Consider the following 15,881-nt stretch of genomic DNA (forward strand, 5'->3'; position numbering starts at 1 on the left):
AAGTTATTTTCCCAGCTTATTCTTAAAAAGCTCAACTAAGTCTTTTGTTTTTACTCTTTCTTGTTTCATAGTGTCGCGGTTACGGACGGTCAAGTCATCATTTTTTAAAGTTTCAAAATCTATGGTTAAACAGAAAATCGTACCAACCTCGTCTTGACGGCGATATCTTCTGCCTATTGAACCTAATTCATCGTACTGACAAACAAAATGAGGCTTTAAAAGTTGATAAATCTCTTTGGCTTTTTTGGTTAACTCCTGCTTGTTTTTAACCAAAGGAAGAACTGCTATTTTCACCGGCGCCAAACTTTTATCCAGCTTAAGTGTCACCTCCGTTTCTTTTGTCGATTCTGTTGTTTTCGTCCTGCCGCCTTTTGTTTCGGAATAAGCGTCAATTAAAAAAGTCAAAAAGCTTCTGTCGGCGCCAGCTGAAGTTTCAATGATGTAAGGATAGTACTTTTCTTTTATTTCCTCGTCAAAGTAGCGCAAATCCTGCCTGGAATGCTTTGCGTGGTTTGATAAATCCCAATCCCCCCTGTCGTGGATACCTTCAATTTCTTTCCAACCGAAAGGAAACTTATATTCAATGTCAGCCGCTCTTTTGGCGTAATGCGCCAGATCTGATTTTTCCACTTCTCTAAAGCGCAAATTCTCTTTTTTCACGCCAAGCTTTAAATACCAATCCATTCTTGATTTTTTCCAGTTTTCAAAGAATTTGTCAGCTGTTTTCGGATGGCAAAACCACTGCATTTCCATCTGTTCAAATTCTCGAGTTCTATAAACGAAGTTACCCGGAGTAATCTCATTCCTAAAAGCTTTGCCGATCTGAGCTATACCAAAAGGAACTTTCAGGCGCATCGAATTTAAAACATTAAGAAAATTAAGATATATCCCCTGGCAGGTTTCCGCCCTCAGATAAGTAGCAACTGCTTCATTTTCAAGAGAACCGACGAAAGTTTTCATCATTAAATTGAATTTCTTCGCTTCTGTCAGTTCGCCGCCGCATTCTGGACACCCCGCACCAGAACCTTCGGTTCGGTACGGGGCAGGCTTTTTATTCTGGATTTCATCTAATTTAAATCTCTTGTGGCATTTCTTGCATTCAACCAGCTCATCGGCAAATCCGGCACTCAAATGGCCTGAAGCCTGCCAAACTTGAGGAGACATTAAAATAGCTGCATCCAAGCCGACAATATTCTCCTGCTTTTTTGTCATCTCATCCCACCAAGCTTTCTTGATATTATTCTTCATTTCCGTTCCCAAAGGCCCGAAATCATAGCAAGAACCAAAACCGCCGTAAATCTCTGAAGATTGAAAGATAAAACCACGCCTCTTGGTCAATGAAATGATTTTTTCCAAAAGATTTTCCATATTAGCGAACAATGCTCTTTTCATAGCCAACGCTTGAATCGTCCGGCAAACCAGTATTAATTGAAGGGCTGGTAGTCTGCAAGGTTTCGCCAGTCCACTGGTCCTGACCGCTGATCCTTGCTTCGTTAATTAAGACAGGTGTCTGGCCCATCTGGCTTGAATCCGGCCAAAAGGAAATCTGGAATGAAATATTTGGCGCTTGATTCAAAATTCCCTGGCCGGCTGACAAATCTCCGATGTTCCAAACTATTTCCTTGGATTGGGAATCAAAAGTGAAATTGTTTTTTTGTTCTTCCGGAAACATCTTGCCCGTCAAACTGACATTGCTAGGTAAAGTAGCTTTGACCTTAACGTCTTTCATATCGTTGTAATAATTCTTAACCTGCCAGGAGATTGTGTAGGTGGTTGATTGTCCGACAGTCGGCGGAAGAGGGCCTGAGTTTCCAAAAACCTCATCATTAAAATACCCTTTTTGGAAAACAGCCAGTTTTGAATTAACTTTGTTGGTGAATATTTCTTTGACCTGACTCAAAAAGATCGTTGAAGTAATCTGCGGATTCGCCTCTGACGGGCTTTTAATTTCCTGGAAGTCTTTCAATTTTATCCAGAATTCAACCTTGCCTTCTTCCTGCGGATGCAAGAACTGAAGCTTGCTTACTCTTCTCCAGTCCCAAATTATGGAATTATCGCCCGAAGTGAAATCGCCGTCCAGAGTCTTGGTAGTAACAAAATCAAACGAAGAGCCGCTTAAGGTAACCAGCATGAACATATCGTTCAAAGCTTCTTCGCCAATGTTCTTGAAGAAAATCTCATAATGGAGCAAATCGCCCGGGTTAGCGACAAACTTCGGATTACCGTTGATTTCCTGAGTGATGTACAAAGTGGGCTTAATAATAGATATTCCTTTTGACACATCCCTCAAAATAATGAAGTTGCCGTCTTTCCAGCTGCCCAGCTTCGCCCTAAAAATCTTTTCTTCTCCGATGGTACCGGAAAGCTTGCCTGAAATTTGGATTCTACCTCCCTGGGTTTTATTCAAAAGGCCGATTTCCCATTCTGTTTTTTCCAGAGACTTAGGGTTAGAATCGACAAACTCAAAACCCGAAGGATATTCAACCATTATCCTCAAGTCGGAAAGCGGATAATCGATATTCGAGAAATAATTCAAATTAAGGCTGAATATTTTACCAGATTCAATTTTTGCCGGCAAATCAAATTCCAAATTAAGAGGAATTTTCTTGATTATTGTCGTGAATGAAGTTTTTGATGTATAGCGGGCTCTTAAATTCTTTGGAGAATAACTCAGAGAAACCTTAGCTTCCTTAACTTCTCCTTCCTTACCCATAAGCCGTCCTTTAAAAATGAAAGTTTTTTCCTGACCGGGATAAATCGCTCCTCCCAGTTCTTCTGACTTTTTAACCACCCTTAAAGAGGTATAGTCTGTGGGCACAGCATACTCAGGATAGTCAAAAATTAACTCGGGCTCTTCCAAATTAACATTCCCGTTGTTCTTATATTTGACAACGTATTCAATCTCCTGAAGCAATTCTGTTTCTTCCGGTCCCAGAATCTCAAACTTCAAGACTTCTTTCGAATAAACGTTTCTCTGGTAATAATAAAAACCGATAATCCCTACGACTACCGCCAAAACGATGATAAAAATAGTAAGTTTTCTCATATACCGAGTTTTTATTTATAAGTTCGATGAGATAAATCTCATCTCTCACTCAATTCATATTTATCTCTCGAACGCGAAATGAAATAAATATTTCATTGAGCAAACGAAGGTGAAGAAGAGGACTAAGGCCTCTTCGCCTTTAATTATATTAGCAAATTATTGGGTTTCCTTCAAAATCTCGGAAAAATAATAATTAGATATTTCCTTTAATGAATCTAAATCTTCTTTTTCGACTTTTAATCTTGGTAAAGCTGATAAGTCCTTTTTTAACAAAATTCTGATTAATTTTATCGCATTCAGGCTTATCGGATTTTCCAGTTTTTCAGTTTTGCCGCAGTTATTGCATATCAGCCCTCCTTTTTTAAAACTGAAATAGATTTTCTCTGGAATTAGCTTTTTATTACAAGAAGCGCAGCGATAAAATTCAATCTGATAGCCCAATAAAGAAAGAAAATTCCAAAGAAAATAATGATAAACTAAATTGCGTGTTTCGGTTTTTATCTTCCGATCATTCAGCTTTTCAAAAGTTTCTTTAATTAACCACCAGAGTTTTTCGTCCGGTTCCTGACCCTTCAGCAAGCTATCTGAAATTTCAGCAATCTTGAAAGCAATAGCTACAGATTTTAGGCTTTTTCTCAATTTGCCAAAACTTTCAATCAAAATCGCATCTGTCAAAGTTTTATAAGCTTTGCCCTGAATAAACTCAATTTCCGAAAGATAGAAAAGTTCCAGGCCAGCTCTTAACTTTGATGTAATTTTCCTTTCCGCTCTGGCCAATAATTCCAATTTGCCGAAATCTTTGGTAAAAAAAGTGAAAAGACGATCCGCTTCTCCGACATCTTTCTTTTTTAAAATGAATCCTTGTGTCCGGTAGTGGGTAAACATTTAAAATTTCTCGATAACTTCTTCAAAAGAATCCAAACGCTCTTTCAGCTTTGGATGCACCTGATATTTTTTAAGTTCCTCTATCTGTTTTTTGACTGAGTCGATAAAATTATAAAACGACTCTTCCTGTCTTTCTGGATTATCCAAATTGTTTTTTATTTCTTCTTCTGACATTGAAAGATAAAAAAGCGGAATGTTATTGATGTTCCCCTTTTTTAACTCCATTTTGCCAGCCTTTTTTTCTAAAAAAATGCCGTATCTAAGGTTGGCTCCGCCTTTATACCGGTTTATTTCAGAAACTTTATTCTTTTTCTTTTCAAACGTTTCTCCACTATTAACTCCTACCTCATCAAAGGCGCAAACTATATTTCCGGTTTCTCTTTCTAAAATTATATTGTCTATATTATTTTCAAAGTCATCATATTCTGAAGTTCTGGTTACAATAAAATCTTTCCTTAATTTTTTATGAAAAATAGAAGTTGTCAACATTTCAAAAACCTCGCCCGTAGATACACCCTTTAATGCTTCTTCTTTAGGATGAGCCCATGCCGATAAATTTCTGCCAATATCCGCTTCTTTAAATCTCTTTTTTAAATCTTTAACGCGCGCCTTGTGCGATTCAACCAATGAATCCCCATGAGTTTTTCTGAAATCATCCATATTAATCCTTGCTTTTTCGTTAATAGGAATACCCTCTTGTCTCAATTCCTCAAACATTTTCTTCATGTAATCCTTTAACTCTCTTATCCTGTCTTTTTTTTCGCCCCGTTCTTGCTGCTTTTCCAATACTTCGCTCTCATTTTTCTCAAATTCAGGAGTTGGTTTTATAAGTTGTGGTTCTTTTTCTAACATATTATATTTTTTTAATCACCAGTAATATATTCTGCCCGCCAATTGCAACTTCTTTTTCCATATCAAAACCTTCTTGTGCCTCTCCTGAAATCAAATCTTTTACCCTAGCTTCCTTTAAAATAAAATCCCTATTTTTAGCTAAAATATTACCAAGTTCGCCACTGCCAGAATAGCTTACTAAGATTTCATCTTTCGGTTTTAAGCCGGCTTTCTTTCTCATTTCCTGAATGTTTCGGATCAATTCTCTGACTGTTCCTTCTTCTTTCAGTTCCGCGCTAATCTCAGTATCTAATTCCACTTCTTTCTTTATCTTATTGTCAAAAACCACTTCTTTTACATTTACCTCCTCTTTTATTAAATCCAGTAATCCTGAATCAAATTTTAATTTCACGTTTTTTACCTTCAAGCTCTGTAAGGGCTGTCTTGTTTTAATGCCGACCGAAGCTCTTTCTGTCAAAGTTAAAGCAACTATCTCTCTAACTTTTTGCATTTTCTCTTCAAGGTCATTCATAATATATTTTTTATTAACTCCTGGCCATTCGATTAAATGAACTGATTCTGGCATTCCGTCTTTTTTGAACTTCTGGTAGTTTTCTTCGGCAAAAAACGGCATTATCGGAGCTATTATGTTCAATAAATTAACAATAATACAGTAAAGGGTTTGAGAAGCTTCTCTTTTTTCTTCCGGATTATCCGGTTTTTGGAAGCGCTTTCTCGATCTGCGGATATACCACAAAGACAAATCATTTATGAAAAAATCTTCAATGGCCAAGGTCGCTGACATTACGTCGTAACCATCCAAATCCTTTGTCACCTTGGCTATTAAATTGTTCAAACGGGAAAGAATCCAAGTATCCAAGCAGTTCTTGCTTTCAACAATATTTTCTTTATCAGAATATTCTTCGGCAGAAATGTAAGTAGTAAAGAATTCAATGGAATTGTATAAAGTCAAAAGTTTCCTTTTCGTCTCTTCGGCAAGCTTGTAGCCAAAATTAAGATTATAAGCCGGATTCTGCTTGGCATAAAGCCATCTCATAGGATCTGCTCCTATCTTCTCAACCGCTTCGTCAAACCAAATGGCATTACCCTTGGACTTGTGCATCTCTTCCCCTTTTTCATCGCGAACCAACGCGTATCCGAAAATCGTTTTTGTCGGATTTTTCTTTTCCAAAACCATACTCATAACAATCAAAGAATAAAACCAGTTTTTGAATTGGCCGGGGAAAGACTCGCAAATCAAATCAGCCGGAAACCATTTTTTCCAATAATTCTTGTCAGTGGAATATCCCATGGTGGAAAAGGAAACAATTCCAGCATCCAGCCACGGATTGCCGACGTCAGGAATACGGGAAATTAATTTGCCGCATTTTGAACATTTGATTTTAACTTTATCCACCCATGGCCGATGAGGAGAATTTCCCTCAAAATCCTGCCAGCCTTCAACTGCTCTTTTTTTCAATTCTTCTTTTGAACCAATAACTTCAAAATGTCCGCAGGAACATTCAAAAATCGGCAAAGCTAATCCCCAATATCTTTTTTTAGAAATCAGCCAGTCCTGCATATTCTTTAACCAATCCAACTCTCTTTCCAAACCGAAAGAAGGCAACCATTTTATCTTTTTAACTATATGCATCAATGGCTTTCTCAGTTTCTCCATGGAAATATACCATTCATCAACTAAACGGAATATCAAATCTTCCTTACAGCGCCAACAGGTCGGATACCGGTGCTTGTAATTTTCAATTCGGTAAACAACATTCTTGTTTCTTAAATCATCAAAAATCATTTCATTAACTTCTGCTGCCAGATTTCCGGTTAAAAATCCGAATCCTTCTTTATATCTGCTTTCATCATTTAAAGGATCAATGACAGGAAGATTGAATTTCTTGCCGAGCTGAAAGTCCTCTTGTCCACAACCAGGAGCAATATGGACGATACCCGTTCCTTCTTCTTCTGAAACTTCATCCCACAGTATGACTTTATGTTTAAAATTACCTAAAGTCTCTTTAACTGCCGGCAATTCGTCAAACATTCCCCCGTACTCCAACCCTTCCAAATCTTTTCCCGGAAACTCTCTGATTATTTCTAACTTCCCGAAAATTCCTGCTTTGTCTTTTTGCAAAATGAGAATATCGTTGTCTTCACTCTTAATTTCGGTATAAATCAATTTCGGATTTACAGCTATTGCCACGTTCGCTGGCAACGTCCAAGGAGTAGTTGTCCAAACCAAAAGATATGTCTTTTCTTGCCCAATAACAGGCAACTTAACAAAAACTGATCTATGGGTGATTTCCTGGTATTCTTCTGTTAAAATCTCGTGCTGGGAAATGGCTGTGCCACAACGAATGCACCAGGGAACAACGTCTCTTCCTTTGTAGAGCAGTTCGTCTTTCCAGCATTTCTTTAAAAAATTCCAAATAGCGTAGTTGTTATCATCAGACATCGTATAATATGAATTATCCCAATCCATCCACTGGCCCAATCTGATTGACTGTTCTGTTTGAACTTTAGAATACTTCCTGACCCTTTCTTTACATTTGTTGACAAAATTGGCTATGCCGTATTTTTCAATGTCTTTTTTGTTTTTAAATCCGAGCTCTTTTTCCACTTCTACTTCAACCCAAAGACCCTGGCAGTCAAAGCCGTTCTGAAACCTCTGATCAAAGCCCTGAAGAGCCTTGTATCTCTGGAAAACGTCCTTGTAAGTCCTTCCCCAGGCATGATGAACACCCATCGGATTGTTGGCGGTTATCGGACCGTCCAAAAAAGACCATCGTTTCTTATCCTGGTTTTTCTTTCTCAGTTTTTCAAAAATCCTGTTCTCCTGCCAAAATTTCAGTATTTTCTGCTCTATTTGGGGGAAATTTAATTCCATACCCTGTATATCAACATCCAGGCATTTTCAATGCGAAAACATCCTGAAGATTGTTTTTATTTAATAATATATTCAACATAATAACTTTAATTAAACTTTTAATGCGAAGCATTCTGGATGTTGTATTACGGGGCATATTAATTAACCTTTCTTAATTCACCCACTTTGATAAAGTTTTTTTTGTAGAAAACCTCTTTTAAAAGCTTCTGATTGCTTATCTTCTTGATTATGCCCTCAAACAGCCACAAAGGATCGCCGTGACCGACAATTAAAATTTTCTTGTTTTTGTATTTTCTATCAATATCATTTAAAAAACTGAGCATTCTCTTTTTAAGGTCAGCCCAGCTCTCTCCCTCAGGGGGCCTTTTAGAAAACTTTCTTTTCTTGTAATTGAAAAACTTGTAATATTCTTCTTTAAGTCTGCCGTGAAAAACGCCAAGATTTACGTCTCTAAGCCTTTTGTCAAAATTTATTTTCTTAATATTTAATTCTCTTGAAGCGATTTTTGCGGTTTCTTTTGTCCTGTAAAAATCAGAAGAATAAATGAAATCTATTTTTTCTTTTTTAATTCTTTTCAAACTTCTTTTTACCTGATCTTTCCCTTTTTGTGTCATTTTAATCGAGAAATTGTCCCTCAAAGGATAAATAAATCTCTTTTTTTTAACCTGATAAACGTTTTCTCCGTGCCGTATAATAAAATAATGGTTATTCATATAATTACATCTTTTCCGGAGCAGAAATGCCAATTAAAGACAAAACACTCTTTAAGATTATTTTAGTTGCCAAAGATAATCCCAAACGAGCTTCAGACAAATGAACGTCTTCTGAAATGACCCGGCAATCATGGTAAAACTGATGGAAGGAAGCAGCTAAATCCAAAGCATATTGAGGAATCCTTTGAACCTGATAATCTTTTGCCGTATCTTCAATGATTTCCGGAAACTTAATTAATTGTTTGATAAGCCCTAATTCAGACGGATGATTCAAAAGTTTCAAGTTCTTAATCGCTGGCTTTAATTTATGATTCTCATTTTTCAGTTTCCTTAAAATACTGCAAATTCTGGCATGAGCATACTGTACATAATAAACAGGGTTTTTATCTGACTGGTCTTTGGCCAATGCTACGTCAAATTCCATCTGGGTATCGGGCGACTTCATTAAATATATGAATCTGACTGCGTCTGCGCCGGCTTCGTTAATCAGCCATTCCAAGGTTATCACTTTCCCCTTTCTTTTGGACATCTTTTCTCCTTTTAACCTGACAACCTGGGTTATCAGAAAAACCAGCTCCCCTTTGTAATCAAGTATCCTACTTACTGCTTTTATCTTGTTAACGTGCCCTTGATGGTCAGCGCCCCAGATATTGATTATTTTGTCGTATTTCCTATCAAACCTGTCTTTGTGATAGGCAATATCAGGTAAAAGGTAAGTAAAGTCTCCTGTTTCCCTGACAATAACCCAGTCTTTTGAATCGCCAAAAGCTGAAGTTCTTAGCCATTGGGCGTTGTCTCTCTCGTAGACCAAGCGCTGTTTTTTAAGCCAATCATATATCTTAGTTATCTTTCCTTTTTGATATAAATCTTTTTCTTCAGAAACCCAGAAATCAAACCTAATCTTCAGTTTCTTCTCAATAAAATCTTTAATGTCTTTTTGGACTGCCTGAGCCAAAAAAGAACCCGCATCCCTTTCATTCTTGCACTTGCTGATTTCTGGCTTTAATTTATTTATCTTTTTCTCAAGGTATTCATTCAAATAAGTTGTCCCTTCTCCCAAAGCTGTTTTGCCCAATTCCTTAATCTGGGAGCTGCTTTTGGCATCATTAGCATAGTGAGAGCGAAAAACCTTAAACCCGCTCTTTTTAAAAACATTGGCCAATGTTTCACCTAAAAAAGCGCCTCTACCATGACCGATATGCAATTCTCCTGTGGGATTGGCGCAAATATATTCAATGTCTATTTTTTTATTTTTGCCGATTTCTAAGTTTCCGAATTTATCTTCCTTTTTTAAAATTTCTTCGGCTTTGTTTTGTAAATACTCTTTTGAAAGAAAAAAATTGATAAAGCCGTTTTTCACTTCAATTCTATCTAAAATGTCGGATTTTATATTGTCAGCTATCTCCTGAGGATCCTTTTTTAGCACCATTGCCACGTTGCTCGTATAATCGCCAAAAGCAGGCTCTGTTGGCCTGTCTATTTTAACTTCAACTTCCTGTTTGTACAGCTTTTTTATCGCTTTTTCAAGCAAATTTTTGACCTCATTTCTGGCTGTCATATTAGTTATTTTAGCTTATTTCATTTAAAAATTAAAGGATTTAATGTTAAACCCCGTTAGATATTAATAAAATAATGAATCAATCTTAGGTGTTTACAACTTTATCTAACGGGGTAAACTTAAATTATACCCGGTAGTGAAAATTCGACCACTGCCGCGGCAGTGAAAAAAAATAAGAATTTGTCGAATTTCTACTACCGGGTATGAAGGTATTATCAGACAATAAAAAAGCATATTTTAACTATGAAATCCTGGAGAAAATCGAGGCTGGCATTGCTTTAATCGGACAGGAAGTAAAATCAATAAAAACAGGGAGGATAAACCTGGCAGGCTCCTATGTAACTCTGAGCAATAATGAACTCTTCCTGGTCGGAGCTCATATTCCTCCCTACCAGCCGAAAAACGCTCCAGCTGACTATCTGCCTGAACGCCAAAGAAAACTTCTTTTGAAAAGATCTGAAATCAAATACTTAATCGGTAAAACCAAAGAAAAAGGATTGACTTTAGTGCCATTAAAGGTATATACTAAAAAAGCTAAGATAAAGCTTGAATTCGGCATAGCCAAGGGAAAAAAGAAGGCAGATAAGAGAGAAACGATTAAAAAAAGAACGCTTACAAAAGAAATAGAAAGAGAATTAAAAATGCGGGGATGATATGCTTCGATGAGAAGCGGACTGAAATAAGCAGGCCAAGTTGTCAGCACTTGTAAAAAACTGGCAAAAAGGATAAGTGCCAACTTATTCAAACAACCTGCTCTTGCTTACGCATAAGTAGCAGAGCCATTCGTTTTGCCGATTCTCGCTTAGCAAAATCGAGTGTCAAAATTAGCGAGATGAGATAGTTTTTCTGAATCCGGGAAAACTATTGAAAAAAAAATCGGATTCAGGGTATAGATATTTTGTCGGGTTTTGACTCTATATTCTTTTTTAAAACCTGACTAAGCCTGTAGAATTGTTTTGGGAGAACTCCTCAGACGCGGGTCCAAATCCCGCCATCTCCACAAAAATTAAATTATATAATTTGATTAAAAGACTATTAGCCAACAATCGAATAAGAGCGAGAGAGGTAAGACTGATTGATGAAGCTGAAAAACAAGTGGGAGTGATTACTTTGGAAGAAGCGCTCAGCATGGCTCGTGAGCGCAATTTAGATTTAATTCAAGTTACAGAAAAAGTAGACCCGCCTGTCTGCCGTTTGGGAGATTACGGAAAATACCTTTATCGGGAAGAGAAAAAAGAAAAAGCAATACACAAACATAAAGGCGGAGATTTGAAAGGAATAAGATTAACTTTCAATATCTCCCAGCACGATCTGGAAACGCGGGCCCATCAGGCAGAAAAATTCCTGAAAAGAGGAGACCAAGTAAGAATAGATCTGCCCTTAAGGGGAAGGCAAAAAGCTCTCCAGGATTTTGCCAGAGAGAAAGTAGAGAAATTCCTCAACACATTAAATGAACTTGTCCCGATAAAAAGAGAACGGGAATTAAAAAGGGAAGCAAGAGGATTTACAATGATAATTTCAAAATTATGAAAACAAGAAAATCAGTAAAAAAACGCTTTAAGGTTACCAAATCCGGCAAGATTCTGAGAAAACCAACTCAGCTTAACCACTATTTGGCGAAAAAATCTGGCAAAAAAGGCAGACAAAGCCGGAAATGGAAAGAAGTTTCAAAGAGCGAAGTCAAAAAAATTAAAAGGTTATTAGGAATATAATATTATGGCTCGAGTTAAACGAGGAACAACGGCGCACAAGCGCAGGAAAAAAGTATTAAAACAGACTAAAGGCTTTCGCTGGGGAAGGAAATCAAAATACAAATTAGCGAAAGACGCTCTTTACCATGCCTGGGAATACTCTTATCGGGACAGAAAAACAAAAAAGAGAGAATTTAGGAAACTTTGGCAGACAAGTATTAATGGCGCCTGCCGGAAACAAGGCCTGTCTTATTCAAAGTTTATCGCCAATTTAAAGAAGAATAAGATTGAGATTGACCGAAAAATATTGTCCCAGCTGTGCCAAAATCATCCTCAAATTTTTGAAAAGATTGTTGAAGAAGTTAAAAGTTAGCCTAACTAAACCCTGATTTTATTTTAAAAGCCGTCTCATTAATGAGACGGCTTTTTGCGACTTTTTTCATATTGAAACTGGCAAATCGCAATCGACGCATAAAGTGTCAAGAGGAAGCCCGATTGACTCGGCTAATTCCTGAATCGTTGGATGTTCCAAACTATCCACTCCCAAGAATTCGACTCTTTCTTCTTTAGAAGGAATCCGAGCGGCAAGCAGTTCTCCTCGTTGAACCGTTTTGGCCCAGAGACAGTAAGAAAACGATTCTGGATTAGCAATTCGCAAATGAATTTCTTTGATACCTATCGCTTTAAGTTTTGGAATTAGATTTTCAGAAATTTGGGTTCCTCGACGAATTGAGTCATCGCATACAACCACAATTTTCCCTGAATAATCTTCACCACTCGATAGTTGCTTAATGTGTGCCTCCAACTCTCTTTCCTCTTTGGATAAACGAGGATAGCTCCTACCGGCATATTGATATTTAAGCAGGGCTTCATCGTATTCTGGTATCTTAGTTATCTTTCCTCTGTTTATCTGCCGGCAAAATTCTTGATGGTATCCGATGGCGGGAAACCGACCAGAATGAGGAACGGGTATTACCACATCGGGTATAAATCCCCTCTTAATATCTCTTTTAGCTAGAAGCGCTGATAATCGTTTTCTAACTAAAGAAGCGGGGATTCCCCTAAATACCGCATTGGGATAATTAGTGTAAATCCAGACGAAAGTACAAGTCTGTATCTTCTTGGTCGGCATGCGGTCTTGGGTTTTTAAAACGCCATCCTTGAGCAGGACAATTTCTCCCGGGTTTATGTCTCGCTGGAGTTTGAACCCAAAATTTTCGAAACCACAAGGGTCAGAAGCAACTGCTACTGCTCCTTGCTTTTCACCAACTACTAACGGCCAGTGACCAGTCGGACAACAAACAACATAAATTCCCTGTGGAGTAAGAATTGCCAAAGAATAAGCGCCCTCTATCTCCTGGGTCATTTGTTTTATGCCGTCAACCACATTGTCTCCCTGAGCTATCAGTTTGGCAATTAACTCGATATCCGCTCCTCCCCAAGCAAAAGAATGGCCGAAGGTCTTAAATCTTTCGATTAATTCGTTATGGTTAATGAGATTGCCGGAAAAACAGGTACAAAGCTCTCCCATTCTTGAATCTACTAAAATCGGCTCTCGGTTTTCACCGCAGTAACCAATGCCTTCAGTTCCATTCATATCAGCTAAATCATTGCTGAAGGTAGATCTAAATAATCCTCGATGAGTACGGATTTTTATTTTTTCTCCGTCAAAGGTCGTTAAGCCGGCATAAACTTCGCCCAGATGTTGTTGATAAAAAGTCTCCCAGAACAAATCCTCCAAGAAATTACCTTTATATAGGTTAGGGTTAACACTTAGAGCAAAAAATCCTGCCATTTTTAGGCCTCCTTTTTTCATTATTGAGTTGTTAAATAACAACCCTCCTGTTTTTTACTATCATTCTTTCTTTTTTAAGTAAAGAGATTTTCCCATATCTGTATTCGCTGATTTCCTTGTCCAATCTTACTATTCAATAACAAGGAAATTATTTGCTTTTTTGAGGATTCTTTTGGCATTTTGGAATTTCAGCTGTTTTAATGCTCTCTCGAAAGGAAGCCATTTGTACCCCATATGCTCTTTCGAAATCTTTACTCTTTTTGTTTTTGTTTCGGCTAAGTAGAAAACAACGAATTTTAAGATTGTTTTACCTTTAAATTCAAAAAAATATTTAATTTTTTCTTCAAACCCTTTAATAAAACTAATATCAGTCAATCCTGTCTCCTCAGTTGTTTCTCTCCTGGCTGTCATTATCAGCTTTTCACCTTTTTCAATATGTCCTTTAGGAAAATCCCAATAAGGTTTTGGCCTTCTGGACCCTCTGGGATAGTGCAAAAGAAGGTAAAAGAGTTTACCTTCTGATTTTCTGAAAACGATGACGCCGGCAGACTTTTCAACAGGCATAGTTTATTTAAAATATTGCAATAATTTTGCTAATGGCTGGCTGTTAATGATATCGCTTTTTTCTGCCCAACCACGACGAGCCTGGGCAATGCCGAAATTCATGAATCGCATATGGTTTTTATCGTGTGAATCGGTATTAATTACCATCTTCACGCCAGCTTCTTTGGCTTTTTTAATATTCTTTTCGTTCAAATCCAATCTTTCCGGCCAAGCATTGATTTCTAAAATCGTTTTCGTTTCCTTGGCCACCTTCAGAATTTTATCAAAGTCTATCTGATATTCGTCTCTCTTCTTTAAAATCCTGCCTGTTGGATGGGAAATTATATCTACATTCGGATTTCTCATCGCTTTAATCATTCTTTCTGTCATTTTTGATTTTTCCATTTTAAAAGCTGAATGTATTCCGGCAATAACAAAATCCAGTTTTTCCAATGCTTTATCTTTAATATCAATCGAACCGTCAGACAATATATTAGCTTCACACCCTTGGAGAATGTGGAACCCCGCATCAGAACCTTTGGTTCGGTACGGGGCAAGTTTTTCATTTAATTTATCAATCTCTTTCCGTTGTTGTTCTAATTCTTTTTCGTCCAATCCGTTCTCAATTCTTAAGAACTTTGTATGGTCAGCAATGCCGATATATTGATAACCCATGTCCTGAGCCGCTTTTGCCATAACTTCAATCGTATTTGTTCCACCATCCCAAGCAGAATGACAATGCAAATCACCCTTAATATCTTTATAGCCAATAATTTTTGGCAATTCCCCATTTCGAGCTGCTTCCAACTCACCCTGGTCTTCTCTCAGTTCCGGTTCAATCCAGGAAAGACCTAAAGCCTTGTAAACGCCGTTTTCATACCAGCCAGCAATCATTTTCTTTCCTTTAAAAAGCCCGTATTCGTTCAGCTTCATTCCTTTTTTAATGGCAATTCTCCTTAAAACAATATTATGCTCTTTGGAACCGGTAAAATACTGCAAGGCTGAACCGAAAGATTTTTTAGAAACCACTCTCAAATCAACGTCAAACCCCTCTCTCAGCCTTATGGAAGATTTCGTCGTTCCTTTCCCCCATATTTTTGTTATATTCGGCAGCTGAACAAAAAAATCCATTACTTTTTTTGCCCCATTAGAAGATTTTTTTCTAACGGGGTGAAGATTTTTCGCCGTTATTAAAATATCAACGTCGCCAATGGTTTCTTTCCTTCTTCTGACAGAACCAGCTTCGCTTATCTGTTCCACTTCTTTTAAGGCTTTTAGCTTGTCTAAAATTTCTTTTACTTTCGGCAGAATCTCACCAAGCAGAAATCTTCCTTTTGATCTTTTCAAAAAAGCAATTCCTTCTAAAAGATTTTTCTCTGTTTTCTCGCCGAATCCCTCCAAAGCAGCAATCTTGTGAGCCTTAGCTGCTTTTTCCAGCTCCTTAACGTTTCTTACTCCCAATTTCTGATAAAGCAACTTTGCTCTTTTTGGTCCCATTCCCTCAACAGCAATTATCTCTTCCAGATCTAAGGGCAAACGTTTCTTGAACTGCTGATAATATTGTATTTTTCCTGTTTTCAAATATTCTTCAATCTTTTCGGCGATACTTTTGCCGACTCCCGGAATTTCCTCAAGATCTTTAATTCCTCCCCGTCTGTAAATATCTTCAACATCTTCTTCCATGCTCTCCAAAGCAATGGCTGCCTTTTGATAGGCATAAGGTTTGAAAGCCACTTTATCCATTTCCAAGTAATCGGAAATTTCGTAAAAGACTTTGGCTAATTCTTGGTTATTCACCCCGTTAGAAGTTTGCATATGTATTATTGGCCAAAAAAGACCAAAGGTTCTTTTTCGGCGGAAGTTTAACGAAATAAAGTAATTGTTTAATCTTTAGCATGTTTAACCGTGGCAAACTTCTAACGG

At 37.4% G+C, this 15,881-nt stretch carries 14 protein-coding genes and 1 other RNA gene; 5 read left to right on the forward strand and 10 right to left on the reverse strand.

Annotated elements, in window-relative coordinates; genetic code table 11:
• Nucleotides 1–3 precede the first annotated feature (3 nt).
• From ISS83_01155 to ISS83_01185, 7 genes are all read right to left on the reverse strand, one after another.
• Nucleotides 4–1,368 carry a glycine--tRNA ligase gene (locus ISS83_01155; GenBank protein ID MBL7142262.1) on the reverse strand — a complete coding sequence of 455 codons (1,365 nt, stop codon included), beginning with the start codon at nt 1,366–1,368 and terminating at the stop codon, nt 4–6.
• Between the two features lies 1 nt (nt 1,369).
• Nucleotides 1,370–3,046 (reverse strand): hypothetical protein, encoded by a 1,677-nt coding sequence (locus ISS83_01160; protein MBL7142263.1) that lies wholly within the window; start codon nt 3,044–3,046, stop codon nt 1,370–1,372.
• A 156-nt stretch (nt 3,047–3,202) separates the two neighbouring features.
• A complete protein-coding gene (recO, locus tag ISS83_01165; GenBank protein ID MBL7142264.1) occupies nt 3,203–3,931 on the reverse strand; it encodes a DNA repair protein RecO in 729 nt (242 codons plus the stop codon).
• Nucleotides 3,932–4,783, reverse strand: coding sequence for a hypothetical protein (locus ISS83_01170; protein ID MBL7142265.1), 852 nt, complete (start codon nt 4,781–4,783; stop codon nt 3,932–3,934).
• Between the two features lies 1 nt (nt 4,784).
• Nucleotides 4,785–7,679, reverse strand: a complete 2,895-nt coding sequence (locus tag ISS83_01175; GenBank protein MBL7142266.1) for an isoleucine--tRNA ligase — start codon at nt 7,677–7,679, stop codon at nt 4,785–4,787.
• A gap of 116 nt (nt 7,680–7,795) precedes the next feature.
• Complete coding sequence (locus ISS83_01180; protein ID MBL7142267.1) at nt 7,796–8,371, reverse strand: histidine phosphatase family protein; 576 nt, start codon at nt 8,369–8,371, stop codon at nt 7,796–7,798.
• Between the two features lie 4 nt (nt 8,372–8,375).
• Nucleotides 8,376–9,929, reverse strand: coding sequence for an arginine--tRNA ligase (locus tag ISS83_01185; GenBank protein MBL7142268.1), 1,554 nt, complete (start codon nt 9,927–9,929; stop codon nt 8,376–8,378).
• Nucleotides 9,930–10,132: 203 nt separating this feature from the next.
• Here ISS83_01185 and smpB point away from each other — a divergent pair, with 203 nt between their 5' ends.
• The 5 genes from smpB to rplT all read left to right on the forward strand — a co-directional run bounded on the left by smpB (nt 10,133) and on the right by rplT (nt 11,993).
• A complete protein-coding gene (gene smpB / locus ISS83_01190) occupies nt 10,133–10,582 on the forward strand; it encodes an SsrA-binding protein SmpB (protein MBL7142269.1) in 450 nt (149 codons plus the stop codon).
• Nucleotides 10,575–10,932, forward strand: a transfer-messenger RNA (tmRNA) gene (ssrA, locus tag ISS83_01195). Before smpB ends, ssrA begins: the two co-directional genes overlap by 8 nt.
• Nucleotides 10,933–10,949: 17 nt before the next feature.
• Nucleotides 10,950–11,459, forward strand: coding sequence for a translation initiation factor IF-3 (gene infC, locus ISS83_01200; protein ID MBL7142270.1), 510 nt, complete (start codon nt 10,950–10,952; stop codon nt 11,457–11,459).
• Entirely contained in the window at nt 11,456–11,641 is a 186-nt protein-coding gene (gene rpmI / locus ISS83_01205; protein ID MBL7142271.1) for a 50S ribosomal protein L35, read from the forward strand. Before infC ends, rpmI begins: the two co-directional genes overlap by 4 nt.
• 4 nt (nt 11,642–11,645) lie before the next feature.
• The gene (rplT, locus tag ISS83_01210; GenBank protein ID MBL7142272.1) at nt 11,646–11,993 is read left to right on the forward strand and encodes a 50S ribosomal protein L20; all 348 of its coding nucleotides are present in this window, start codon (nt 11,646–11,648) and stop codon (nt 11,991–11,993) included.
• Nucleotides 11,994–12,059: 66 nt separating this feature from the next.
• Here rplT and ISS83_01215 read toward each other — a convergent pair whose 3' ends face one another.
• The 3 genes from ISS83_01215 to polX all read right to left on the reverse strand — a co-directional run bounded on the left by ISS83_01215 (nt 12,060) and on the right by polX (nt 15,755).
• Nucleotides 12,060–13,436 carry a hypothetical protein gene (locus ISS83_01215; protein MBL7142273.1) on the reverse strand — a complete coding sequence of 459 codons (1,377 nt, stop codon included), beginning with the start codon at nt 13,434–13,436 and terminating at the stop codon, nt 12,060–12,062.
• A 108-nt stretch (nt 13,437–13,544) separates the two neighbouring features.
• Nucleotides 13,545–13,979 carry an NUDIX domain-containing protein gene (locus ISS83_01220; GenBank protein MBL7142274.1) on the reverse strand — a complete coding sequence of 145 codons (435 nt, stop codon included), beginning with the start codon at nt 13,977–13,979 and terminating at the stop codon, nt 13,545–13,547.
• A gap of 3 nt (nt 13,980–13,982) precedes the next feature.
• Nucleotides 13,983–15,755 carry a DNA polymerase/3'-5' exonuclease PolX gene (polX, locus tag ISS83_01225; protein ID MBL7142275.1) on the reverse strand — a complete coding sequence of 591 codons (1,773 nt, stop codon included), beginning with the start codon at nt 15,753–15,755 and terminating at the stop codon, nt 13,983–13,985.
• Nucleotides 15,756–15,881: the final 126 nt, after the last annotated feature.

This window comes from Candidatus Paceibacterota bacterium, from assembly GCA_016782605.1.
Classification (GTDB): Bacteria; Patescibacteriota; Minisyncoccia; order Minisyncoccales; family RBG-13-42-11; genus BS750m-G71.